At 70.1% G+C, this 24454-nt stretch carries 17 protein-coding genes and 1 riboswitch; of the genes, 12 read left to right on the top strand and 5 right to left on the bottom strand.

Annotated elements, in window-relative coordinates:
- Positions 1 to 617 precede the first annotated feature (617 nt).
- Entirely contained in the window at positions 618 to 1211 is a 594-nt protein-coding gene (locus ON19_RS15900; RefSeq protein ID WP_043692458.1) for a TetR/AcrR family transcriptional regulator, read from the bottom strand.
- Positions 1212 to 1390: 179 nt separating this feature from the next.
- Between ON19_RS15900 and ON19_RS15905 the strand changes: the two genes are divergently transcribed.
- The 7 genes from ON19_RS15905 to ON19_RS38975 all read left to right on the top strand — a co-directional run bounded on the left by ON19_RS15905 (position 1391) and on the right by ON19_RS38975 (position 14611).
- On the top strand, positions 1391 to 2296 hold the full coding sequence (locus tag ON19_RS15905) for a ParB/RepB/Spo0J family partition protein (RefSeq protein ID WP_051168942.1): 906 nt from the start codon (positions 1391 to 1393) through the stop codon (positions 2294 to 2296).
- A gap of 54 nt (positions 2297 to 2350) precedes the next feature.
- Positions 2351 to 4567, top strand: coding sequence for an MMPL family transporter (locus ON19_RS15910; protein ID WP_043692462.1), 2217 nt, complete (start codon positions 2351 to 2353; stop codon positions 4565 to 4567).
- 15 nt (positions 4568 to 4582) lie between these two features.
- A complete protein-coding gene (locus tag ON19_RS15915) occupies positions 4583 to 5728 on the top strand; it encodes an LLM class flavin-dependent oxidoreductase (RefSeq protein ID WP_043692464.1) in 1146 nt (381 codons plus the stop codon).
- Between the two features lie 128 nt (positions 5729 to 5856).
- Positions 5857 to 12138: a type I polyketide synthase gene (locus ON19_RS15920; protein ID WP_043692467.1), complete on the top strand. Its 6282-nt coding sequence runs from the start codon at positions 5857 to 5859 to the stop codon at positions 12136 to 12138.
- A gap of 11 nt (positions 12139 to 12149) precedes the next feature.
- On the top strand, positions 12150 to 13112 hold the full coding sequence (locus ON19_RS15925) for an AvrD family protein (protein WP_157229728.1): 963 nt from the start codon (positions 12150 to 12152) through the stop codon (positions 13110 to 13112).
- A gap of 35 nt (positions 13113 to 13147) precedes the next feature.
- Positions 13148 to 13924 carry an ATP/GTP-binding protein gene (locus ON19_RS15930; protein ID WP_043692474.1) on the top strand — a complete coding sequence of 259 codons (777 nt, stop codon included), beginning with the start codon at positions 13148 to 13150 and terminating at the stop codon, positions 13922 to 13924.
- A gap of 9 nt (positions 13925 to 13933) precedes the next feature.
- A complete protein-coding gene (locus ON19_RS38975; RefSeq protein ID WP_051168943.1) occupies positions 13934 to 14611 on the top strand; it encodes a class I SAM-dependent methyltransferase in 678 nt (225 codons plus the stop codon).
- Positions 14612 to 14803: 192 nt separating this feature from the next.
- Here the strand turns inward: ON19_RS38975 and ON19_RS15940 are convergent, their stop codons facing one another.
- Positions 14804 to 17359, bottom strand: a complete 2556-nt coding sequence (locus tag ON19_RS15940) for a LuxR C-terminal-related transcriptional regulator (RefSeq protein ID WP_043692476.1) — start codon at positions 17357 to 17359, stop codon at positions 14804 to 14806.
- Positions 17360 to 17484: 125 nt separating this feature from the next.
- Here ON19_RS15940 and ON19_RS15945 point away from each other — a divergent pair, with 125 nt between their 5' ends.
- Positions 17485 to 18687 carry a styrene monooxygenase/indole monooxygenase family protein gene (locus ON19_RS15945; RefSeq protein ID WP_051168944.1) on the top strand — a complete coding sequence of 401 codons (1203 nt, stop codon included), beginning with the start codon at positions 17485 to 17487 and terminating at the stop codon, positions 18685 to 18687.
- Between the two features lie 18 nt (positions 18688 to 18705).
- Here the strand turns inward: ON19_RS15945 and ON19_RS15950 are convergent, their stop codons facing one another.
- A complete protein-coding gene (locus tag ON19_RS15950) occupies positions 18706 to 19950 on the bottom strand; it encodes a cytochrome P450 family protein (RefSeq protein WP_043692480.1) in 1245 nt (414 codons plus the stop codon).
- 495 nt (positions 19951 to 20445) lie between these two features.
- Between ON19_RS15950 and ON19_RS15960 the strand changes: the two genes are divergently transcribed.
- From ON19_RS15960 to ON19_RS15975, 4 genes are all read left to right on the top strand, one after another.
- Complete coding sequence (locus tag ON19_RS15960; RefSeq protein WP_043692486.1) at positions 20446 to 20841, top strand: hypothetical protein; 396 nt, start codon at positions 20446 to 20448, stop codon at positions 20839 to 20841.
- A 63-nt stretch (positions 20842 to 20904) separates the two neighbouring features.
- Positions 20905 to 21020: riboswitch (TPP riboswitch) on the top strand.
- Positions 21016 to 22383 carry a purine-cytosine permease family protein gene (locus tag ON19_RS15965; protein WP_043692489.1) on the top strand — a complete coding sequence of 456 codons (1368 nt, stop codon included), beginning with the start codon at positions 21016 to 21018 and terminating at the stop codon, positions 22381 to 22383. (Overlaps the previous riboswitch by 5 nt.)
- A gap of 21 nt (positions 22384 to 22404) precedes the next feature.
- The gene (locus tag ON19_RS15970; protein WP_043692492.1) at positions 22405 to 23238 is read left to right on the top strand and encodes a DUF72 domain-containing protein; all 834 of its coding nucleotides are present in this window, start codon (positions 22405 to 22407) and stop codon (positions 23236 to 23238) included.
- An 18-nt stretch (positions 23239 to 23256) separates the two neighbouring features.
- The gene (locus ON19_RS15975) at positions 23257 to 23751 is read left to right on the top strand and encodes an SLOG cluster 4 domain-containing protein (protein ID WP_043692495.1); all 495 of its coding nucleotides are present in this window, start codon (positions 23257 to 23259) and stop codon (positions 23749 to 23751) included.
- A gap of 96 nt (positions 23752 to 23847) precedes the next feature.
- On the opposite strand, the gene ON19_RS15980 is transcribed toward ON19_RS15975, so the two are convergent.
- Both ON19_RS15980 and ON19_RS15985 read right to left on the bottom strand, forming a co-directional pair.
- Entirely contained in the window at positions 23848 to 24171 is a 324-nt protein-coding gene (locus ON19_RS15980; RefSeq protein WP_051168945.1) for a ribbon-helix-helix domain-containing protein, read from the bottom strand.
- Positions 24164 to 24442 (bottom strand): hypothetical protein, encoded by a 279-nt coding sequence (locus tag ON19_RS15985; RefSeq protein ID WP_043692499.1) that lies wholly within the window; start codon positions 24440 to 24442, stop codon positions 24164 to 24166. The genes ON19_RS15980 and ON19_RS15985 overlap by 8 nt, the downstream gene beginning before the upstream one ends.
- Between the last annotated feature and the right edge of the window lie 12 nt (positions 24443 to 24454).

The raw sequence follows: 24454 nt of genomic DNA on the forward strand, positions 1-24454 counted from the left end.
AGCAGCGCTCTCGGCGCCCGCATCACCGGCGCTACCGCCCGAAGAGGCCGCCGCCAACACCTCCGGCGCCTGCGGCGCACCCGCACCCACCGGCGACTGCACCCCGGAACCACTCACCACCACACCAGCAACAACCAAAGCCGAGACCGTTATCGGAGCAGATACACGCATTCGGCCACACCCAATCCTCGACGTCGTCCGCGTCTCGGGACGGATGAACCGCACGGGACAACGGAGTCCTTCTTGCCGGGCCGCATCCACGACCCCGGCCCACGCCGCCGAGCGGTGCGAACCTGCGATAACAAACGGTACACAACACCGAGTACATCGCGGGTGAGATCCTGGAAATTCACACTAACTTAATGTCGAATGCGGCCCCTCTCGATCCAGAGTACCGGCCCGCCCCGCCACACGCCCGTGCCCGTTTCCGCTCCTCCTGCCACGGACAACGATCCGCGAAGACCTTGGCGCACTTCGCATGCCGGCCGATGTGGCCCGATCGAGCGTCGGCGCCACGCCTCCGCGCTCACAGCATCATGTCGGCGAGCAAGGGCTGCGGCCCGCGGCGTGCCACGAAAGGTACTCGGGCGGAGAGCTTTCCAGTAACCCCGCGTCGCCTAGGTCTCCCCGTGCTCGCCCTCGGGCGACTCTCCGGCAACCGGCCCGGTGAGGTTGGCGGTCAGCATGCGCACGGCGGCCACGCGCAGATCCGGGCGGGGACGGCGGGAGGTCAACTCCGCCAGGCAGATCTCGCCGACCAGGGCGACCTTCAGCCGGGAGGCGGCATCGGGATCGGGCCACCCGGCGGCGACCATATCCGGCCGCCCCACGTCGATGAACAGCTCGTGGCGGTGGCGGATCTCCTCGCGCAGGTCCGGATCGGTGCGCGCCTGGACCATGAACGCCTCGGTGCCGCGGGCGTCGAGGCAAGCGTCCAGGAACGCGTCGAGACTGGGGCCGATTCGTTCGATGCCCGGTGGGATTCCGTCCAGCGCCGCGGCCACCGACTGCGACAGCGCGTCGAAGAAGCGGCGGTGCAGCGCGATGACGTAGCTGCGGCGATTGACGAAGTGGTGGTAGAAGGTGCCCTTGGCCATCCCGGCTTCCTCGACCACCGCGTTGATCGAAAGCCGGTGCAGCCCCTCGCGTTCCGCCACCACGGTGCCCGCGATGAGCAGCGCCGTGCGACCGGGGTCGGCAATGACTGTCATGCTTTCGAATTCTCCCCACTCTTTCTGGAAAGCCTAGTGCCGGGCACCGGCCGCACCTACGCTGTGACCGATCGGTCGGTCGTAGCCTAGCCGGGTTCCGGGTGGGCCATCGGGTCATCGAGGACCGATCTGATTCCGGGCGTCCCTGGGGGTTCGAATTGTCCGCTGAGTGTAAATTGGTGAGCGGCGACGTGGTGCCGCTGGCGTCGAACGCGCACTATTTCGTATCGATCGACGAACTACTGCCCGCGGATTCGCCGCGGTCGAACGGCGAGGACCGCCGGCATATCGCGCGGCTGGCCGAAAGCGAAAACGATTTGCCGCCGATACTGGTGCACCGCAGCACGATGCGAGTCATCGACGGAATGCATCGGTTGCGCGCCGCACAATGGCTCGGTCACGAGCGGATCGCGGTCGTGTTCTTCGACGGGACGCAGGCCGAGGCCTTTCTGCGCGGTGTCGAACTGAATACGACGCACGGGCTTCCGTTGACGCTCTCGGACCGCAAAGCGGCGGCCGAGCGGATCATCGAGACGATGCCCCAATTGTCCGACCGCGCCATCGCGACCACCGCGGGGTTGTCCGCGCGCACGGTGGCCACGCTTCGTAAACGTTCGAGTGCGGAAGTTCCGCAGTCGAACGTGCGTGTCGGCGCCGACGGCAGGCGCAGGCCGATGGATCGCGCGCAACGCCGACGCCGCGTCGCCGAACTCCTGGCGGCCTCGCCGGACATGCCGTTGCGCGCGCTGGCCGCCGCCGCCGAGGTGTCCATCAGTACCGCGCACGCGATCCGCAAGCGGCTGCGCGAGACGGGATCACCCGAATGCGACGGTCCCACCGCTCAGCCCGAGGGCAGTGCGCTGCTGCTGCAGCAGCTCACCCGCGATCCCGCCATGCGGCACAGTCAGCAGGGCCGTGACCTGCTGCGGTGGCTGCACACCCACTCGATGCAGCGCGAGGTGTGGACCGCGTTGGTCGCCGCGGTGCCGCCACATTGCATTCCAGCCGTCGCCGAACTCGCCAGCCGCAACGCCAAGGAGTGGCGCGCACTGGCGGGCTACATCGATTCCGGTTCCGCCGAATAGCACCGAGCCACCGTCGCATTCGCACGGCCGGAGTTCGAGAAAAGGTCACTCATCATGCTCGTTGGTCTCGCACGCCTGGCAGTCCGGCGCCCACGATCGATCCTCTACGGTGCGCTGCTCGTCGGGTTCGTCTGTGTCGCGCTGGGCTGGTCGGCGCCCGCCCATCTGAAGTCCGGCGGCTACATCCCCTCCGACACCGAATCCGCCGAGGTCGCCGCGTTGCTCAACCGCGACTTCCCCGGCGCGGCGCCGAACCTCGTGCTGCTGGTCACGGCGCCGGACGGACTCGACAGTCCCGCGGCGCGAGCGGCGGGCGAACGTCTGACCGCGAACCTGCGCGGACGGGGCGAGATCGACGCGGTCCAGTCCTACTGGGAGCTTCCGCCGGATCTGCGGCAGGCCCTGCGCGGCAACGACGGCCGCTCCGGTCTGGTCCTGGCGCACGTCACCGGGGACGACACCGACGCGCCCAAGCGAGCGGGGGCGATCGCCGAACAGGTGAGCGGCGAGGTCGCCGGCGTCACCGTGCGGGCGGGCGGCCAGGCGGTGGCCTTCGCCGAAATGAGCCATCGAATCGTCACCGACCTGCTGATCACCGAGGCGATCGCGGTGCCGTTGACGGGGCTGGCGTTGATCCTGGTCTTCGGCAGTGTGACGGCCGCGCTGATCCCGTTGGCCGTCGGCGTGTTCAACATCTTCGCGACGCTGCCGATCCTGCGGCTGCTCACCGAGGTGGGCGACGTGTCGATCTTCGCGCTGAACATGATGAGCGCACTGGGTTTCGCGGTCGCGATCGATTCGAGCCTGTTCATGGTCAGCAGGTTTCGGGAAGAACTCGCCGGGGGCAGCGACACTGCCGCCGCGGTCTTGCGTACGGCGCGGACCGCGGGGCGCACCGTCCTGTTCTCCGGTGTGGTCATCGCGCTGTCGCTGTCGACGCTGCTGGTCTTCCCGCTGTATTTCCTCCGTTCGCTGGCCTATGCGGGACTGGCCGTACTCGGGGCGGCGGTGTTCACCACGCTGCTGCTGGTGCCTGCGGCGCTGGCACTGCTCGGCCCCCGGGTGGACGCGCTCGACCTGCGCATCCCCCTGCGCCGCCGGTTCCGCCTGCCGCCGCCGCGGCCGGTCGAGGTCACCGAGACGCGGTGGTACCGGACGGTGCGGCTGGTCATGCGCCGCCCGGTTGCGGCCGCGCTGGCGGTGATCGCGCTGCTGCTGGTGCTGGGTTCGCCGTTCCTGTCCATCCGCTTCGGAGCCGCCGACGACCGGGTCATCAGCGGGGCGTCCAGCCACGAGGTCGGCGACGCGTTGCGCACCGACTTCCGGGAGAACGCCATGGCCGGTGTTCTCGTGGCCCTGCCCGGATACCAAGGCGACGACGCCGAAGTAGCCGCCTACGCCGAGCGCTTGTCGCGAATCGACGGTGTCACGTCGGTGCTGTCCTCCGCGGGCGTCTACATCGTCGGCCTGCGAGTCGCCGCCGCGCCATCGGGCATGCGCAACGACGCGGGCACGTATCTGCGCCTCGGCACCCGGCTCGACCCGTACTCCGCTGCCGCGATCGACCAGCTCGACCAGGTGCGCGCGGTCCCCGCGCCCGGCCGGGCACTGCTCGGCGGCGCGGCGGCGGAGAGCGTCGACGCACTCGACGCACTCGCGGCCAAAATTCCTCTGGCCCTTGTCGTGATCGCGCTGTCGACCCTGGTGGTGCTGTTCTTCTTCACCGGCAGCGTGCTGCTTCCGGTCAAAGCGCTGCTGCTCAACACGCTTTCGCTGGCGGCGACCTTCGGCGCCATGGTCTGGGTCTTCCAGGAGGGGCACCTGTCCGGTCTGCTCGGCTTCACCCCGACCGGCTACCTCGTGCCGACCATGCCGATCCTCATGTTCTGCATCGCCTTCGGCGTCTCGATGGATTACGAGGTGTTCCTGTTGTCCCGCATCCGCGAGGAGTGGCTCGCCTCCGGCGACAACACCCGGGCCGTGGCCACCGGCGTCGCCCGCACCGCACGCATCTTCACCGCGGCCGCCTGCCTGATGGCGATCGCCTTCGCGGGCATGGTGACCTCACACGTGTCGTTCATCCAGCTGTTCGGCCTCGGCCTGACCCTGGCTGTGCTCACCGACGCCACGTTGATCCGCGGCGTGCTCGCGCCCGCGTTGATGCGGCTGCTCGGCTCGGCCAATTGGTGGGCGCCGCGCCGGCTCGCCCGCCTGCACGAACGTATCGAAATTCCCGAGACCAGCGCCGCTCTCGAACCCGTACCCGAATAGCGCGATAGGAACAACATGGCGAAATTCCGCACAGGCGTGATGGATTCCGGTGTCTACACCCGGTTCGCGCCGGATCTGCAATTTCGCGGCAGCCGCTCGGTGGCGATGGCGGGCGGAGCGGACTCGCTCTGGGTGACCGACCATCTGCCCTCGATCCTGCCCGCCTCGATCTGGACACCTCGCCACGTCGGCATCACCCGGCTCGCGCCGCACGCCGACGGCATCTACGAACCGTGGACCGCGCTGGGCTATCTGGCCGCGCAGAACCGCTTGGCCCGGCTGCGGCTCGGGGTCGGCGTCACCGACGCGGGCCGCCGCAATCCGGCGGTGACCGCGCAGGCCGCGGCCACCCTGCACCAGTTGAGCAGGGGCCGGGCCATTCTCGGCATCGGCACCGGCATCCGGGACAACAATGAGCCCTACGGCGTGGACTGGACCGCCCCGGTCGCACGGTTCGAGGAGGCGCTCGCGACCATCAGGGCGCTGTGGGATTCCCACGGCAGCCTCGTGACCAGGGACTCACCGCACTTCCCGCTGCGCAACGCGGTCTTCGACGTGCCGCCCTATCGGGGCACCCGCCCGGAGATCTGGGTGGCCGCGGGCGGGCCGCGCATGCTGCGGGCCGCCGGACGATACGCCGACGTGTGGTTCCCGGGCTTCGCCCAGCGCCCGCACGAGTACCGCGACCGGCTCGAGCGGGTACGCGCCGCGGCCTCGGACGCGGGCCGGGACCCCATGGCGGTCGCGCCCGCCGCCGTGTTCAGCGTGCTGACCGCGGCGCGGCCCGCCGAGGTGGACGCTCTCGTGGACAGTGTGGGCGCGCGAGCGCTGACCCTGTGCGCGCCGGGAGAGATGTGGACCAGGCACGGTGCGACCCACCCGCTGGGCGAGGACTTCACCGGCCTGCAGGACTACCTGCCGCAGACGCTGGACGAGCGCACCGTGCTGGACTACATCGAGAAGGTCCCGGCAGCGCTGGTGCGGGAATTCTGTTTGACCGGAACACCGGACGAGATCGTCGAGCAGGTCGAGGACTGGCGCGACCACGGTTTGCGCTACGCCGTCCTCATGAATCTCAGCGCAATTCATCCGCGCCTAGCGCGCGGGATGTTCTCGAACGCGCCACTGGTGGCGACTTTGCGGAAATTGAAAAGACTCTGACGCAAGACAATTGACGGCTCGGTGGCAGCGCAATAGCATTGCCATTCGAGCGAAGAAGCTCGTCAGATATTTGTGCTGCTGCGGTCGGGGGGCTCAGCATGGTCCCGCATTTCAGGCCAGGAGAAACAATGGTCGACATTGCAATAGTGGGTATCGGCTGCCGTTTTCCAGGCGGTGTATTCGACCCGAAGAGTTACTGGAATTTCCTGCTCGATAAAGGCGACGGGATCGTCGATATCCCGCCGGACCGTTGGAGTATCGAGAAGTACTACGACCCGGATCCGGACGCGCCGGGGCGTATGTACACCCGGCGCGGCGGCTTCCTCACCCAGCCGCTGTGGGATTTCGATGCCGACTTCTTCGGCATCGCCCAGAAGGAGGCCGCCATCCTCGACCCCCAGCAGCGGCTGCTGCTGGAGGTGACGTGGGAGGCGCTCGACGACGCCGGCATGGCGGGCCGGGTCTCCGGCCACCGCGTCGGCGTCTACGTCGGCGGGTTCATCCTGGACAACGTGCTCGGACGCAGCGGTCCGCTGGTGCGCTCGGCGATCACCAACCACACCGCGATGAGTGCCTCGCACACGTTGCTGTCCAACCGCATCTCGTATCTGCTGGACCTGCACGGACCCAGCCTCACCGTCGATACCGCATGCTCGTCCTCGCTGGTTGCCACGCATCTCGCGGTGCAGGCCATCGCCAACGGCGAATGCGAGATCGCGCTCGCCGGCGGAGCGAACGCGATGCTGCAGCCGGAGACGTTCATCTCGATGTGCAAAGGCCGGTTCCTGTCCTTCGACGGGCGCTGCAAAACCTTCGACGCCGCCGCCGACGGGTACGGCCGGGCCGAAGGCGCCGGGGCGGTGCTGCTCAAGCCACTGGACGTGGCGCAGCGCGACAACGACCGCGTCTACGCCGTCATCCGCGCGACGGGCGTGAACCAGGACGGCCGCACCATGGCCATCCCGGTGCCGAATCCCGTCGCGCAGGAACAGCTCGCCCGTCAGGTACGCGACGACGCCGGTGTCGCCGCGCACGAGGTGAGCTACCTCGAGGCGCACGGCACCGGTACGGCGGTCGGCGATCCGATCGAGATGTCGGCGCTGGGCGCGGTGTACGGCGCGGTGGACGGCCGCGGCGAACCGGTGCCGGTCGGTTCGGTGAAGAACAATTTCGGGCACACCGAGGCCGCGGCCGGGGTCGCGAGCCTGATCAAGGCCGCGCTCACCCTGCACCATCGCACGGTCGCACCCCAATTCGACTTGACCACACCCAATCCGGAGATCGCGTTCGACGAGCTACGACTACGGGTCCCGCTGCGGCCCGAGCCGCTGTCCGCGGCGCCGGGCAAGGGCGTGGTCGCGGTCAACGGCTTCGGCTACGGGGGCACCAACGCCCACGCCATCCTCGTCGAAGCGCCACCGCGCGCCCCGCGGGCCGACGACGAACGCCCGGTGCCGCGGGTGCTGCCGATCTCCGGGCGCCACGAGGCCGCGGTCCGGACGCTCGCCGGCGAACTCGCGCAAGCGCTGGACCGGCATTCCGCCGAGGCGGTGACCGCGGCCGCCTGGACCAGGCGCGCCCACCACCCCCTGCGGGCCGGTTTCGCCTACGACGACGCCGACGATCTGCGCACCCAGCTGCGGGCCTTCGCCGCGGGCGAGGGACGTGCCCCGTCCCGGATCATCGGAGACGGTGCGGTGGAGCCGGTCTTCGTCTTCAGCGGAATGGGCCCGCAGTGGTGGGGCATGGGCCGCGAGTTGCTCACCACCGACAGCACATTCGCCAAGGTCGCCAGGGAGATCGACCGCGAGTTCGTCTCCATCGCGGGCTGGTCGATCCTGGCGGAGATGCTCGCCGACGAGGCAGACTCCCGGATCGCGCGCACCGCGCTCGCGCAGCCGGCCAACTTCGTGCTGCAGGCCGCACTGACCGCCGAGCTCGCCGAGTACGGCGTGTATCCCGCCGTGGTGGTCGGGCACAGCGTCGGTGAGGTCACCGCCGCGTACGTCTCCGGCGCGCTGTCGCTGCGCGACGCGCTGACCGTCAGCTACCACCGCGCCCGGCTGCAGGCGACCACCGCGGGCACCGGCGGCATGCTGGCCCTGGGCATGTCCGAGGATCAGGCCCGCGAATTGCTCGCCCGCACCGACAGCATCTCGATCGCCGCGGTGAACAGCCCCGGCGCGGTCACCCTGGCCGGCGACGGCGCGGACCTCGAACTGCTGCGCGACACCCTGTCGGCCACCGGCACGTTCGCGCGCAGCCTGCGGGTCGAGGTGCCGTACCACAGCCATCTGATGGACCCGATCCTCGATGACCTGCGTGGCGCACTGGCCCAGCTCGCGCCGCGGGACGCGAAACTCACCACGTATTCCACCGTGACCGCGGCCGAGATCGCCGGCGCCGACTGGGACGCGGACTACTGGTGCCGCAACGTGCGGGAGCCGGTCCGGTTCGCCGATGCCATCGGCGCACTGGTCGACGCGGGGCACCGGGTCTTTGTCGAGGTGGGGCCACACCCGGTGCTCAGCGGCAACATCCGCGAGACGCTCATCCACCGCGGAGTGATCGGCGCCGCGGTCACCACGCTCTCCCGGGATCTGCGCGACCACAACAACGTGCTGCGCGCCGTCGCGGACCTGTATGTCGCCGGCTCGCTGGACGGTTCGTCCGTGCCGGGCCGTCCGGACTCGATCGTCGGGCACCTGGATCTGCCCGCATACCCCTGGCAGCGCAAACGGGTCTGGCACGACGAGCCGGTCACCCTGCTCGATCGCCTCGGCACGCCGGAGGGCTACGCGCTGCTGGGCGACCCCACGACGGCGGCGAGTTCGGAATGGGAAGTGCAGCTGTCGGTTTCACGGCTGCCCTGGCTGCGCGACCATGTCGTGGCCGGACACGTCGTGCTGCCCGGCGCCGCCTACCTCGACGCCGCGCTCAGCGCCGCCGTCGAGCGCACCGGACGCACGAGCGTCGGCCTCGAGTCGGTGGAATTCGTCGCGCCGCTGGTGATCGACGAGCACGACGTCCCGGTGCTGCGGGTGAGCGTCGAGGAGTCGACCAAACGCTTCCGGATCCACTCGCGCTCGGCCACCGCCACCACATGGACGCTCAACGCGCACGGCAGGCTCATCGAAGCCGACTTCACCGCCGCCGTGCTCGATCTCGACGCCCCGGAGCACGCCGCCGCCGTCGCGGGCGCGGATCTCTATCGAGGCCTGGCAACACGCGGACTGGACTATGGGCCCGCGTTCCAGCGCATCGTCTCCGCCGTCGTCGGTGCGGACGCGGTGGTCGCCTCGCTCGCACCGGTCGAGGATGCCGCCCCTATCCGGCATCTGGCCCACCCGGCACTGGTCGACGCCGCGCTGCAATGCGTCGCCGCGCTGGCAGCGGATTCCGACAGCGACGGGGCCATCGTGCCCGCCGCCATCGCCGGGGTGCGCCGGCTGGGCCCGCTGCCGGAGCGTCCGCGGGTGGTCGTGACCCGGCGCGGCGTGGACCCGCTGCGCGCCGATATCGCGATCGTCGGGGAGCACGGCGAGGTCGCCATGCGGCTGCTCGGTGTCGAGTTCCGCCCGGTCAGCACGGCGGTCGATGTCACCCATCAACTCGAACGCGTTTTCTACCAGCCCGTCTGGGAGATCGTCGAGGCGCCTGCGGGCCAGCGTCCCGCCGAGGACGAAGTGGTGGTCGCCGTCGCTGTCGGCGCCGACGCGGCCGACCGCGCGGCGGCGCTGCTGGGCGACCGGACCGGTGTCACCGTCGTGTTCGACGATCCCGAAGACGGCGGCAACGACGAGCGGCTGCGGCTGGCGCTGCGCTCACCCGAGGGCGCCCCGCTCGCCGAACAGATCAGGGTGGTCGGCGTTTTCGGTGCGGCATTCGATGGGGCGCGCAACGTCTATTGGCTCGCGCGCGTGGCGAACGCCATCGAGCACCTGCTCGCCGACGCACCGCAGGTCCGGGTCCACGGCGTCGTCGTCACCGAGAACGCACTGTGCACGCCCGCCGACACCGCCGCGCAGGTGTCGCACGGCGCGCTGGTGGGTGCGCGGCGCGCCCTGCTCAACGAACAGCCCACCGCCCGCTGGCGGCTGGTCGACGCCGGCGCTCGGGATGCGGCGTCGCTCACCGCCCTCGTCTTCGCCGACGACGTGCTCGACGAGGTCGGCGTGCGCGGCGCCGACCACTGGGCGGTCCGCCTGGACCGGAACTTCGCCGCGCATCTCGACGAGCGCAACCGGGCCACGCCGCTGCCGGACCCGGACGCCTCCTTCGTGGTGGAGATTCCGAAGTCTCGGTTGCTGTCGGATCTGGCGCTGCGCGAGGCCGATCGGGTGGCGCCCGGCCCGGGCGAGGTCGAGGTCCGGATGGAGACGGCCGGGCTCAACTACAAGGACGCGATGAAGGTCATCGGCGTGCTCACCGAAAAGGAGCTCGCGGGCACCTATTTCGGCACGACGGTCGGCATGGAGGGCTCCGGTGTGGTCGTGCGGGTCGGGCCCGGCGTCACCGACGTCGCGGTCGGCGACCGGATGATGGTGTGCGCCCGCGACATCCTGCGCAAGTACGTGACCATGCCCGCGGACGCGGGCGCGACGCTGCCGCACCGGCTGCTGCCCGGGGAGGTCTACGATCCGCTCACCTGCGGGTCCGGTCTGCCCTTCCTCACCGCGGAATTCGGGCTGCGTACGCTGGCGCGGCTGCGGCCGGAGGAGACCGTGCTCGTGCACGGCGCGGCGGGCGGCATGGGCATGGCCGCGGTGCAGGTCGCGCTGGACATCGGTGCCACGGTGATCGCCACGGCGGGCACGCCCGAGCGGCGTGCGGAGGTGCGCGGGCTCGGCGCGCGGTACGTGCTGAATTCGCGCTCGGCCGATTTCGTCGACGAGATCGCCGAGCTGACCGGCGGACGCGGCGTCGACGTCGTCTACAGTTCGGCTCCCGGTGAGATCCTGCGGCAGAACTTCCGGGTCGCCGCGGAGTTCGGCCGCGTCGTCGACATCGGCAAGGCCGACATCTACACCGGCGGGGTCATCGACCTGGGGCCCTTCGACCGCAACCTCACGTTCTTCTCCGTCGACATGGACCGGGCGCTGGCCCACGATCCGGAACTGCTGCGCACGCCGATGCGGGCGAGCCAAGTGGCGTTGCGCGCGGGCACCTACCGGTATCTGCCGTACTCGGCCTACCCGGTGTCCGAGCTGGCCGCGGCGTTCGAATCGGTCGCACGATCCGACCAGATCGGCCGGGTCGTGCTCGACCTGCGCGAACACCAGCCGATGGTGCGCCCGAAACGCACCCACCCGCGCATCGACCCGGACGGCTGCTATCTGGTGACCGGCGGCTTCGGCGGCTTCGGCCTGGCCACCGCCCGCTGGCTGGTCGCCGAGGGCGCGCGCACGCTGGTCCTGGTCGGACGCAGCGGCGCGTCCACCCCGCAGGCCCAGGCGCAGGTCGCGGCGTTCACGGCGGCGGGCGTGACGGTGGTCGAGGAACGGGTGGACATCGCCGACTACGCCGCGACGGCCGCCCTCGTCGGCCGCATCCGGTCCGTCGCGCCGCTGCGCGGGATCTTCCACGCGGCGGGCGTGGTGAACAATCTGCCCATCCCGCAGATCACACCGGAGTCGCTGGACGAGCTGTTCGCCAAAGTTCGTGGAGCGCAGCATCTGGACCGTGCCGTCGACGCGGCGGGCATCGAGCTGGACATGTTCGTGCTGTACTCCTCGATCAGCGCGCTGGGCTGCATCACACCGCAGGTCGGGTATGCCGCCGCCAACGCCGCGCTGGACGCGCTCGCCGCCGAGCGGCGCGCCCGAGGTGCGGCGGCGCTCGCGGTGAACTGGGGCTTCATGAGCGGCGGCGGCATGGCCGACAAGACCGAGGCGCTGGTGGACTACGTGAAGTCGATCGGCTTCCTGCCCATCGACATGGACCGCGCGACCGCCCTGCTGCGGGAATGCCTGGCCCTGGACACCGCTCAGGTCGCGGTGGCCGATATCGACTGGACGGTGTGGTCGCGGGTGGCGCGCCCGTCCACCGACACCCGGCGTTTTCGCGAATTGCTCGCCGACATCGGGGTCGGCGGCGAAGCCGGCGGCACGCTGCGCGCCGAAATCCTCACGCTGCCCACCGAACAGCGAGCCGACTTCGTCGCCCAGCGCCTCGCCGATCAGCTCGCGGTGGTGCTCGGCGTGGACACCGACGCCGTCAACATCGACGAGCCGGTCACCGACCTCGGCATGGACTCGCTCATGGCGATGGAGTTCGGCGCCCGCACCGAGAAGGAACTCGACGTGAAGATCTCCGCCCTCGAACTCAGCAGGGGCCTGTCGCTGCGCGGCATCGGCGCCAAGGTGGTCAGCCAGTTCGCCGAGCCCGGCGACGCGCAGGCCGCGGCATGAAAGGAACCGACATGTCCACCGAGCTGATCGCCTACGCCGATATCGACGCCGTTCTGGGCCACCGGGACGGGCGGTTCTTCGGCGAGGGATACAAGCGGATCACCCACCGCATCTTCGACATCACCCTCGACCGCGACGCGCAGGACCGTCCGCGGCTGACGGCGACGGCCGGGGTGCACTATCCGCTGGACTGGTCGCGCAAGAGCACCCGGGTGCTGGTCCCGCACGTGAGCAGCATCGACTGCTCGATCCTCGGCTACCGGCTGCTCGAGGTGATCCTGCGCGAGTGCTACGGGCTGACCGACAGCGAAATCCGTACCAGCTGGGTGCCTTTCGTCCAGTTCAGCAGCGGAACCATCGCGACGGAGTCACTGGCGGAGTTCTCGATCAGCGCCACGGTCGTCGCGGTGGAGGGCAAGACGATCAGCATCACCGGAGCGCTGGGCGGCGCGATGAGCCTGGAGGCCACCGTGGCGCTGCCGGTGACGCCGCCACCGTGGCGAGCCGAACGACGCATCGTGCACGAGACCGGGCGAGGATATTTCCACGGCGGGGTCTATGACCGCGGGCAGTATCTGCGCAATGTCGTCGTCTCCGACGGCAACAGCCGGGCCCGCGCCGATTTCGCGCTCACCGAACCGGATCCGGCGGGCTCCTGGCACGGAGTGGCCGACGCCTACCAGCCCTCCGTCACGCTGGTCGACGCGACGGTGATCCTGGCCCAGCTGTCCCAGGTCGTGCTCTACGAGCTGGACAACATCGCCCGTAAGGACAGCGAGACGCTGTGGATGCGCCGGATGACCGCCCACGCGTCCGCTCCCCCTGCGCTGGTCACCGCCGGCACCGCGACCACGCACATGGTGCGCTCGATGGTCCTCGCCTTCGGCGGCGGCGACTGGCGCATCTCCAGCTGGGCATCGGACTTCGCGGGATGCGAGATCCGGTACGACCTCGCTCACCGACTGCCCGCCTAGCCCGCGCCTCCCCGAACGCTCAGAAAGGCATTCCCATGTCGGGAACCAACTATCGACGCATCGTCATCTCCGGGACCTACTCGACCGGAAAGACCACGACTTCCACGGCACTGTCGCTGCTGACCGGTATCCCCCGGGTGGACGCCTCCTCCGCCCGCGAGGTGGTCACCGAGCTCTACCCTGGCATGCGATTCCAGGACCTGAGCACCACCGAGCTGATGGCGCTCGGTTTCCGCAGGCTGGAGTTACGCATCCAGGCCGAGGCGATCCTCGACGCGCAAGGCGGATTCATCGCCGACGGCTCGGTGCTCAACGAGTGGATCTACGGCACCACGCGGCTGGTCACCGGCCCCAACCCCGGGTCGACCCGGTGGCACAAGGCCGTCAAGAACACCATCACCCTGCCCGGCCGGCCCTTCTATCGCCGCTACCTCAACGCCTACGGCGACATGGCCCGGCAGCGGGCCCGGCAGAACTACGACATCTTCTTCCACCTCCCGGTGGAGGTGCCGATGGACCCCGACGGTCACCGTCCGGTCGACGAGCGCTACCGCGCCATCTCCGATCGGCAACTGCTGCACGCGATCAGCGAACTCGGGCAGCCGGTGGTTACGGTGCGCGGCACCCCGCAACAGCGCCTGGAATCGATCGTCTCGATGCTCGACATCCCCACCGTGATGGACATCGACGTCGCGGTGAAAGAGGCGATGGAGATCGTGCGCAGCAGCCGTGAGCGCGTCCAGGAAACGATCATCGCCCAGCAACAGCCGAACACTTTCCGCCGCAAGATCAAGTTCGCCACCCGCGTTTAGGAGCACGCCATGACCGTCCTGCTGGACAAGACCAAGCGCTACAACCCGATCGACTCGTGGTTCTACGACAACTTCATCTCCGACGCCGTCCGGGAGATGACCCCGACCCTGTTCGACGACATCGTCGCCCAGCTCGACGACGGCGCGCAGGTGCTCGACGTCGGTTGCGGCGGTGGGCAACTCGCTGTCGGGCTGGCCACCGCAGGGACGACGCTGCGGCTGACCGGCATCGATCTCTCGCCGCAACAGGTGCGCCGGGCTCGCAAACGCGGTGCGGCCCTGGGCAGCCGCATCCAGTTCCGGGAGGGGTCGGCGATGGATCTGCCGTTCCCTGACGCCGCCTACGACGCGGTGATCAGCTCCGGGTCGATCAAGCACTGGCCGAATCAGCGCAAGGGGCTCGCGGAGATGCTCCGGGTGCTGCGGCCCGGTGGCCTGCTGCTGGTCATCGAGGCCGACCGCGGTTGCACCTTCGAGGATGCCCGCTCCTTCGTCGACCGCTGGAAGCTGCCGCAGCCGATGGCGCGGGCCTGCCTGCCGTTCTTTCGCACCTACATCGCCGGCTACGGCCTCGACCTGGAGGACGGCCGCGAACTCGTCGCCGATCTCCCGGTCACCGACGCGACGGTGCGCCGCATCGCGGGTGAGCCCGGCATTCAGATCACCGCGCGCAAACGGGACGAGTAACCACCGGGCGCGGCGGCGAGTCCGGAAGGGGTGGCGTCAGGGCCGAGACGCCATCCCTGGCTCCGGTGGCCGAGGCGGACGAACCAGCCACCGCGGCGCGATCTTGCGGTCCCTGGTGGCCCGGCGATCGGCGGCGCCGAGGCGGACGCATACCGGCCACCGCGGCCCAGCGTCTCAGCTCGATTCGGCAGCTCACGGGCGCCGGGCGCGCTGCGGTTTACGCGCCGCCTCCTCGGTCACCTCGGCCTGCCGGTCGGCGGGCACGAGGCGGCGGATGTCCTCGCGCGAGCCGATCATCAGTTTCTGCAGGATCGCCGCCATCTGGGCGTCGACCGTCTTGAACGAGCTGCCGCGCCGGGCGGCGATGGCGGTGTTGGTCCAGCCCGCCGCCGCCAGCACGGCCACGTCCTGTTCGGCCGCCGACAGATCCGGCCACCGCGAGGGGCGGCTGCGCCGCACCGGATGCTCGAGGGGCAGTCGGTCCAGCGACAGGTTCCCCAGCGCCAGCTGCGCCACCTCGCCCAGTTCCGGGCGCAGCAGCGCGCCCTCGCGCTCCGCCTCCGCGAAGGCGGTCTCCCCCAGCACCGCTCGGGCGGCGTCGGCGGCGATGTCGGTCTCGGTGGCGAACGGGCCGAGATTGGCGATGTCCACGCCGAGCCGATCCCGCAGCGTAGCGCCGCCGCCGGTGAGCCGCGCGATGTCGCGCGCCCAACCCGTCACGGCATCGGAGCGCTCGCCGTCCGCGTCGCGGATCAGGCGCGCCAGCGTCCAGGCGCGGATGTGGACGGCCCACACCACCCCCCACTGATCCCGCATCGCGAGCTGAGTCGTCAGCGACGTCCGCACCACGGCCGCCGCTTCGCTCGGGTCGCCGTGTTTGGTCAGCGCGATCGCCCAGACCAGACTCGCCCATGATGTCGCCCACCGCGCCCCGGAGCGCTCCGCGTGGTCCAGATGCCGCCGGGCGATCTCCAGCGCCTGTTCCGGCGTGCCGAGGAACGCGCCGGCCAGCGCCTCGAACAGCTCGGCCATCGCGGCGGGGCCGTGTTGTCCCTCCACGGCGAATCCAGCCCTGGCGCGGGCCAGGACCGCGATCGCGCGCACGTCGCGGTGCACCAGCATGAGTTCGGCGCCCCTGGCGAATTCGACCGGAGCGGGCAGATCGACGTCGCCGTCGGGCTGCTCACGCCACCTCGACCGGGCCGCGGCGTCCGGGACGCACAGCGCGACGCACTCGTCGAGCATCCGCTCGGCGTCGCGGTGCATGCCCTGGCACAGGCTGATCCAGGCGATCAGCGACATCGCCGTGACCTGCAGTGGCACCGGCTGTGTGCCGAGGTCCCGGCTGGCGGCCAGCGTGCGCTCGGCCCACCGGCGCGGTTCGCGCAGCGAGCCGGTGAAGAACGGGCTGCGCAGCGCGATCAGCCCGACCGCGATCTCCAACCCGACCGCGGCCTCCTCGGGCGTGGCGAGGCTGCCCGCCATGGCGCACAGCAGGTTGTCCCACGCCGCCCGCGCCCAATCCAGCAGCTCCTGCTCGGCCGGGCCGAACCATCCGGTTCGAGCCGCGACGACTTTGTCGCGATAGTAGCGACGGTGCCTGCGCTCCAGCCGGGCGCGTTCGCCGTCGCTTTCGTCCAGGCGCTGCTGGGCGAACACACGGAAACTCTCCAGCAGCGAGTAGCGCACCGTGGTCGCGGTCAGGTGGACCGACACCAGCGATTGGTCCGCCAGCCGCTCCAGCAGGCCTTCGATCTCGGCGCGGGCCAGACCGTCCGGGCCGCTGGGGTCGTCGTCGGCGCAGACCGCCTCGATCGCCTCCAGCTCGGCGCCGACGTCCAGCGCCGGCGCGTCCGCGCTCTCATGGTCGGCGTCGTACCCGGCCGCGAACACCGACAGGCGGTCGAACAGCAGCCGCTCCTTGTCCCGGCACAAGTCGTAGGACCAGGCGATGACGTCGCGAATGCCCTGGTGCCGCGTGTCGGCCCCGACCCGGGGTCCGGGCGACCAGCGCAGCCGCCGGTCGCTCGCCTCGCCGCTGAGGTCGCGCAGGATCATCGGCAGCGGCTGGCGCACCAGCCGCGCGGCGGCCAGCCGGATGTAGAGCGGATGGTTGTGCACGTGCCGGCAGATCGCCGCGGCCACCTCGGCCTCGGCCTCGCCGATGGTGTGCCCGGTCAGGCCCGCGCGGGCCCGGAACAGGGTCAGCGCTTGCTGTCCGGACAGCGCGGGCACCGGCACCAGCTGCTCGTCGACCCATCCGATCGCCTCACGGCTGGTGGCCAGCACGGTGAGCCCGGGCGCGGCGTCGAGCAGATCGGCGATCACCCGGCCCGCACCGTCCAGCACGTGCTCACAGTTGTCCATCACCAGGATCGTCTGCAGGGTGCGCCCGACCGCGTCGCGGCGGCGCAAAGTGTCGAGCACCGCCTCCCACGCCGACCTCCCGGAGAAGTCGGCGTCGATCAGGGAGCGAGCGAGGAGTTCCTCGACCGCCGCCGCGTCGGCGTCCCGGGACAGCAATGCCAGACGCACCCAGTGCACGGGCACGCGCCGGGCCTTGTGGAACCGGTGCACGGCTTCGGCCGCCAGCCGGGTCTTGCCGATACCGCCCGCGCCGATCAGCGTGACCAGGCGGCTAGCCCCCAGCAGCGTCATCCCGATCTTCTCCAGCTCCCGTTCGCGCCCTACGAAATCGCTGGCGGCCGCGGGCGGCAGCCCCGGGCCCGACGCACGTCCTACCGACACAACAGGGCAGCGTAGTCGGATCACGATCCGGAGATCCGCGGGTCTCTACCGATGCGCCGAACCCACCTATGCGCCGACGATTTCGCTATCGCGGCAGTCGATCTCACGACCGAAAGGACACCACGGTGGGACAGATACTGGTACTCGGCGCGGGCGAATGCGGATTGCCCCTCGCCCACCGCCTGTTGCGCGGCGGCCGTCCCGTCACGCTGGTGACCGATCGCGACGCCGAGGCGGTCCTCGCGGGCACGGTGACCAGCACCCAGGTCAAGTTCCCGGCGACGCTCGATCTGGAAGCCGACCTCGGCCTCGGTTTCTGGCGCTCGACCGCGCCGAACATCGAGGGCATCCGGTTCACCATGGTCGTCGATCGTGCGGCGGTGCTCACCTGGACCGGGCGATTGACCCGCCCCGCGCAGAGCGTGGATCAGCGGACGGTGTTCGCGCGCTGGCTCGCCGAGTACCTGGCCGAGGGCGGTGACCTGCGCGTCGCCACGCCGTCGGTGCCGGAAATCGATCGCATCGCCGCCGGCTACGCGTTGACCGTGGTGACCCGCGCCGGGCGCGAGCTCGCCGCATGCTTCGAGCCCGATCCGGCGTGGCCGGTGCCCGCCGCGCCCCTGCGGCGGCTCGCCGTGCTGTACCTCGACGGTGTCGAGCCGGACCCGGAACGACTGGGCTCCTACACCGCGCTTCCCGAACACGGTGAAGTGATCTCCTATCCCGGCCTGACCGGTCGGCCGGGGCAGGAACGCCGCTGCGAGATGCTTCTTTTCGAGGCGCGGCCGGGCGGCGCGCTGGACGTGTTCGACCAGCACGGCACACCCACGCAACACTGGTCGCAGGCCAGAGGGCTGCTCGAGGCGCACTTGCCCGCCGAGATCGCCGACCGGTACCGGCACGCCGAACCGACCGATGCCGGGGCGACGCTGGTGGGCGCGGTGTCTCCCGCCATGCGCAGGCCTGTGGGCATGCTGCCGTCGGGTAGGCCGGTAATGGGCGGCGGCGACGTCCTCTGCCGCATGGACCCGGGCGGCGCACAAGGCGCCAACAACGCCGTGCACTGCGCGATCCGCTACGGCGAAGCGATCCTGCACGATCCGGACGGTCCCTACGACAGTGCCTGGATGGAGTGGGCGGCCGCACCCTGGCTCACGGCCGTCGCGCACCCGGCCGCGCGGTGGACGGCGACGGTGCTCGATCCGCCCCCCGCGATGCAGGAGATGATGCTGGCCGCCCAGCACGACGCGACACTGGCCGACGCCTTCGCCGACACCTTCGCGCGCCCGGCCAACCTGGCTCGGTTCGCCGCGAAAGTACCGTCTTGATCGATCCCCGCCCGGAGTTCAGGGCTGCCAGGGCGGCGTTTCGGGGAACACCACCGGGAGTTCGGCCAGGGCTCGGTGAAAAGGCCCCGGCCGCCAGCTCAATTCGCGCATCGGCACGGCAGGCCGCAACTCCGGCAACGCGTCCAGCAACTGGTCGACCGCGTCCTGAGCGATCAGATATGCCGGGCTGCGGGCCGGGCAGGCGTGCGGTCCGGCGCCCCAGGCCAGATGTGACCGGTTGCCGCTGTGGTTGTTTCCACTGATCGCCGGATCGTTGTTGCAGGCCGCGAAGCTGATGACGACCGGCTGGTGGGCGGGCAACCACACGTGCTCGATGAGGATCGGCTGACGCGGATAGGTGACCGAGAAGTTGGCCATCGGCGGGTCGGTGAACAACACCTCGTCCAGCGCGTCGCGGGTGGACAGGCTCCCACCGAGGACTTCGCCGCCGAACCGATCGTCGGTCAGGATCAGCAGCAGGGTGTTGATGATCAGGTTCTGCAGCGGTTCGATGCCCGCGCCGTAGAGCACGACGAGCTGGTGGATCATCTCCGCGTCGTCCAGGCCGGCCGGATGCCGCAGCAGGCGGGTGGTGATGTCCTCGCCCGGCTGGGCACGCTTGAGTTCGAGCAGCCGCAGCAGCGCGCTGCCGAGCATCCGATTGCCCTCCTCGGCGTCCACGCCGTCGAACACGGCGGCGGTCGCGGCGGCGACCTCCTGCCCGATCTCCGGCGGGCAGCCGAGCATGGCGTTGATCGCCGCGAAGGCGAGCGGAAAGGCGTACTGCGAGACCAGATCCGCGCTGCCCTCCTGGCAGAAGGAGTTGATCAGCGGAACCGCGATCCGCTCCACCGTGGCATGCAGGACGTGCAGGTCGACGGCGTTGATGGCGGCGGTGTTGGCCTGGCGGTAGCGTGCGTGTTCCTGGCCCGTGCTGCGCATGGCGTTGGGCCGCCACTCCAGCACCGGCAGCACCGGGCAATCGGCGGGGACGTTCGCCTGCCAGGTGCGCGGGTCGGCGGGAAAGTGCTGCGGATCGTGCATGATTCGCACGGCGGTGTGATAGCTCAGCACCAAGGTCGCCGGCACGCCCGGCGCCAGTTCGACCGGCGCCATCGAACCATAGCGGGCGCGCATATCCCGATAGGCGCGATGCGGATCGGCCGCGAACTCCGGCGAATACAGCGCTACCCGCTCGACGGGGGCGCCGATGGGCGAGCCGTGCCGGTGCGCGGTCTGGTCGAGGTCTCGGGGTGTGGTCAACGCGTGACTCCCACAGTAGAAGCGTCTTCGGTGAGTGCGCGCGGGCGAGCTCGACGCGCACCGTCGCGACGCCGCTGTCGTTCGGTCCGTGCGGTGCATCGATGCGACGCGTCGCCCCGACCGCGAGCGGATCGACACACAGGATGGCCGGGTAGGTAGGTCGCGGACATCGGTAGAGGCGGAGGACCTGCGGCGATGCGACCACTACCGGCGCGCGGCAACCGAATTCGAGACCGCGGCGCGAGCGATCCAGCGCCGCCGATCCCGTGACGGTCACCGACGAGTGAACGTCCGGCGCGCGGCACACACCGAATTCCTCGACGGCGCTGGAATATCCACTCCGGGCGGTGGGAACGGCATCGCAGGTGCGGCGGGAGCACGGTAGGCCACCGTGCGCTCGCATGCACGGGAACACAAGCACTTCGGCGTGCAGAGGGCTGGTGTATAACTTCCATCGGCCCGGTCGCCTCTACCGACAAGCGATAGCGAGACACGATGCACGGTTACCTGAACCAGGTGTCCCAAAGCACGACGCCCTCCGGCTATCCGACGCGCGAGCCCGAGACACGCGCGGTCGAACCGCCCCGCAGCGCGGATCTGGTCTTCACCGCACTGTTGTGGTTGCTGCCCGCGACGCTGGCCGCCATGTCGGCGGTCCTCGCGCCATGGTTCCTGATGGCGGGCGGGATCTGCGACTCCAAGCCGGAGTGCCGGGTCGACACCAGCGCCGGCGTCTGGATCATGGTCGGCGGCGGAATCGTCGGATTCGCCGTGGGAGCGTTGCTGTCGGGTATGGCGGCCCGGCAGGGACGGGCCTTGTTCCCGGGTGCGCTGATCGGCGCCGTCCTGGTGGTGCTCGCCTGGTTCGCCGCGTCGTTCCTCATGGGCTGAGACGCCGCTCGGCAGGCTCTCGCCCCGGTCACGGGAAGTGGTGCGGGTGTACTATTCGCCGGATCACTTCACCGCGGGAGCTCGGGCACGGCCGGGCTGAGAGGGCGAACCGCGCGCTTCGCCGACCGCATGAACCTGTCCGGGTAATGCCGGCGTAGGGAGAGCGTTTCCGTCATGTCGTCGTCGACCCGCGCCACCGTGGGGCAGGAAGCCCCGCTGACCCTCGAGCAGCCCGCACCGAAGGTGCTCTCGTTCTGGGACCAGAGCGCGTTCTGGGCCAACCTGGGCGTCAGCCTCTTCGCGTTCTCCGGCGCGTACACGGTGCTGGCGCCCAACGCCGAGGGCGCCGCGCAGATCTCGATCGCGGCCGGCATTCTGGCGACCGTCCTCGGCACGGTGGTGGGCGGACTGATGCTCGGCGCGGCGGCACTCACCGGCGCGCGCACCGGGCAACCCGCGATGGTCCTGCTGCGCGGGCTGTTCGGTGCGAGACTCAGCTACCTGCCCACGGTGCTCAACATCGCTCAATTGCTCGGCTGGGGAACCTTCGAGCTGATCGTCATCGGCGACGCGGCCGAAGAGCTGTTCGGCGGCGGCCCGCATTGGCTCTACGTGGTAGCCGCCGGTGTGCTGACGACGGTTCTCACGATCTGGCCGCTCGGGTCGGTCCGGCTGCTGCGCAGGTTCGTGACCGCCGGTGTCGTGATCGCCCTGGTCTGGTTCTATGTGCAGTTCTTCCGAGCCGGTCTGCCCGATCTGCGCGCGAACCCGGGACCGGCCGGTGGCGGGCCGTTCGGCGTCGACTGGAACCTCTTCTGGATCGCGACCGATGCCGCCTTGGCCGTCTCGATCTCCTGGGTGCCGGTCGCGGCCGACTACACCCGGCACGCCCGCACCGGCCGCTCGGCATTCGGCGCGGCCGGCGGCGCGTACGCGCTCACCCAGATCATCGCCTACGTCCTCGGCCTTTTCGCGCTGGCGCTCGCGACCGGCTCGGGCGGACCGTACGCGGCGTTCCTGCAGGTGAGCCTCGGCGCGCTGTTCTTCTTCGTCTTCGTGCTGCGGGAGGCGGACCAATCCTTCGCCAACGTCTACTCCACCGCCGTGTCGATCCAGAATCTCGCACCGCGCGTCGACCGCCGGGTGCTCTCGATCGGCCTCGGCGCCCTGATCACGGTTTCGGCCCTCTGGTTGGACATGGCGAACTACTTCGGGTTCCTCGGGCTGATCGGCTCGGTGTTCGTGCCGCTGCTGGGGGTGCTGGTCGCCGACTTCTTCCTGCGCGCAGGCGGCGAGTGGAACACCGCGAGCGACGCGCCTGCGCGGTGGGGAATGGTCGTCGCGTGGCTGACCGGATTCGTGGTGTATCAACTGGTCAACCCCGGTGACGCCGGGGTCTGGACCGAGTTCTGGGTTCGGGTCCGGCAGGCCGTGCACTTCACCGGGCAGGCGTGGATGAGCGCCTCGCTGCTGTCGTTCCTGGCGGCGCTGACGACGGCCTGGCTGGTGGGGCGGATCGCGGCGAGGACCGCATCGGCGTAGCGAATTTGCCACCATGGAGAGATGGGTCGGATCCGGATCGGCACCTCGGGATGGGTGTACCCGCCCTGGCGCGGGACCTTCTATCCGCAGGGCCTGACGCACAAGCGGGAGTTGGCCTATTTGTCGGAGCGGCTCGACAGCGTCGAGATCAACGGCTCGTTCTATTCGCTGCAGCGTCCGTCCAGCTATCAAAAGTGGGCGGACCAGACCCCGGACGATTTCGTGTTCGCGGTGAAGGGCAGCCGGTTCATCACGCATATGAAGCGGCTGCGCGACGGTGACGAGCCGCTGGCCAACTTCCTCGCCTCCGGCGTGCTGGCGCTCGGGCCCAAGCTGGGCCCGATTCTCTGGCAACTGCCGCCGACCTTCCGATTCGAGGCGGACGTGCTGGACGCCTTCTTGTCCCGGCTCCCCCGCGGCACCGAGCCGGCCGCCGAGATCGCGCGGCGGCACGACCACCGCGTCGATCCCGCGTACACGAGCACAGACGCGGACCGGCCGATGCGGCACGCCCTCGAGATACGGCACGAGAGCTTCGTGACCCCGGCCTGCACCGAATTGCTCACCCGCCACAACGTGGCACTGGTCGTGGCCGACGCGGCGGGCAAATATCCGCTGCTGGAAGAGGTCACCGCCGATTTTGTCTACATCCGGTTGCACGGGCACGACGAGCTCTACGTCAGCGGATACACCGACGAGGGCTTGGACATGTGGGCGGAGAAGATCCGTTCGTGGGCCGGATCCGGCGACGTCTATACCTATTTCGACAACGACGCGAAGGTGAAGGCGCCGCGCGATGCCATGGCGTTGCGGGAGCGCCTGGAACCGGTCGTGTCACCCCGGCCCGCGGGGTGAGGACAGAAAGGAGCGCCGGTGCGGCAGGTCGCGGTCTGCGGGCCGAGGGAGTGCACGGAACAGGAAGCGGAGTGGGCGCGCGCGGTCGGCGGGCTCTTGGCGCGAGCGGGGGCGACCGTGCTGTGCGGTGGCGGCACCGGCGTAATGGCCGCGGTCGCCGCGGGTGCCGCCGAGGCCGATGGGCTCGTGATCGGCGTACGTCCGGATACCGACCGCAGCGTGGCGTGTGCCGGGTTGTCGGCGGTGCTGTTCACGAATATGGGTGAGGCGCGCAATGCGATCCTCGTCGAGTCGGCGGACGCGGTGATCGTCATCGGCGGCTCGTGGGGCACGCTGTCGGAGGTCGCGCTCGCCCGGCGGCGCGGTGGGATTCCGGTTGTCTCCCTGGGCGGTTGGGAGGTTCGCGACGCGACCGGGCATCCGCTGGCGGCGACGGTGATCGCGGCCGACCCGGTCGACGCGGTGCGCCGGGCGTTCGACGGGATCGGCGCGGCGCAGCCCGATCCGGCCTGATGCCATCGGTCGGCACGCACCACCGGCGTCGCCTACGCATCCGGTCCGATCGTCATCGAATTCCGGATATATCGGTGACGCCGTCGCGGCAGCAGGCTAAGCCGACTGACGCAGGGGATGCAGGGCGGCCAGAGCCCGCAGGGCGTCGGCGCGCGAAATGGGCTGGTCGTTGTCCAGGGCGGCCAGTTCCAGCTCGATCCAGTCCCGGATGAGCGCCGACATGGTCACGTTGCGCTGCTCGGCGGCCTTCTTCACCCGCTGGTGCAGGTCGAGCGGGATGCGCAGGGACGTGGTGACGGTGACCGCGTCCTCGGCGCGCAGCGGCGGGGGCAGCTCGGCCGGTTCCACGGGCGCGTCGGTGTATTCGAGACCGGACAGGAAGTCCTGGACGTCCTTCGGGTTCGTCGGATAGTCAGTCATCGGCGTGCTCCCAACGCTCGAGTTCGGCCACCTGAGCCTCGGTCATCTCGACCGCGCCCAGAATGTCCCACTGCCAGCCTTCGGTGCGGCGGACAGCGACGATGAGTGGCCGGCCTGTCTCGGTCCGGCCCCACACCGTCAGGACCGCGAGTTCGTTCCTGCCACGCGCCTGCCGAGGCCATCGGCGGGCACCCATGAGCACCTGCAGCACTTCGCGAGGATCGATCCCCACCAGCGACAACAGTGCCCACTCAGGCCAGTTATAACCCACGATCAGCGATAA

Source organism: Nocardia abscessus NBRC 100374, from assembly GCF_000308455.1.
In the GTDB taxonomy this organism is placed as follows: Bacteria; Actinomycetota; Actinomycetes; order Mycobacteriales; family Mycobacteriaceae; genus Nocardia; species Nocardia abscessus.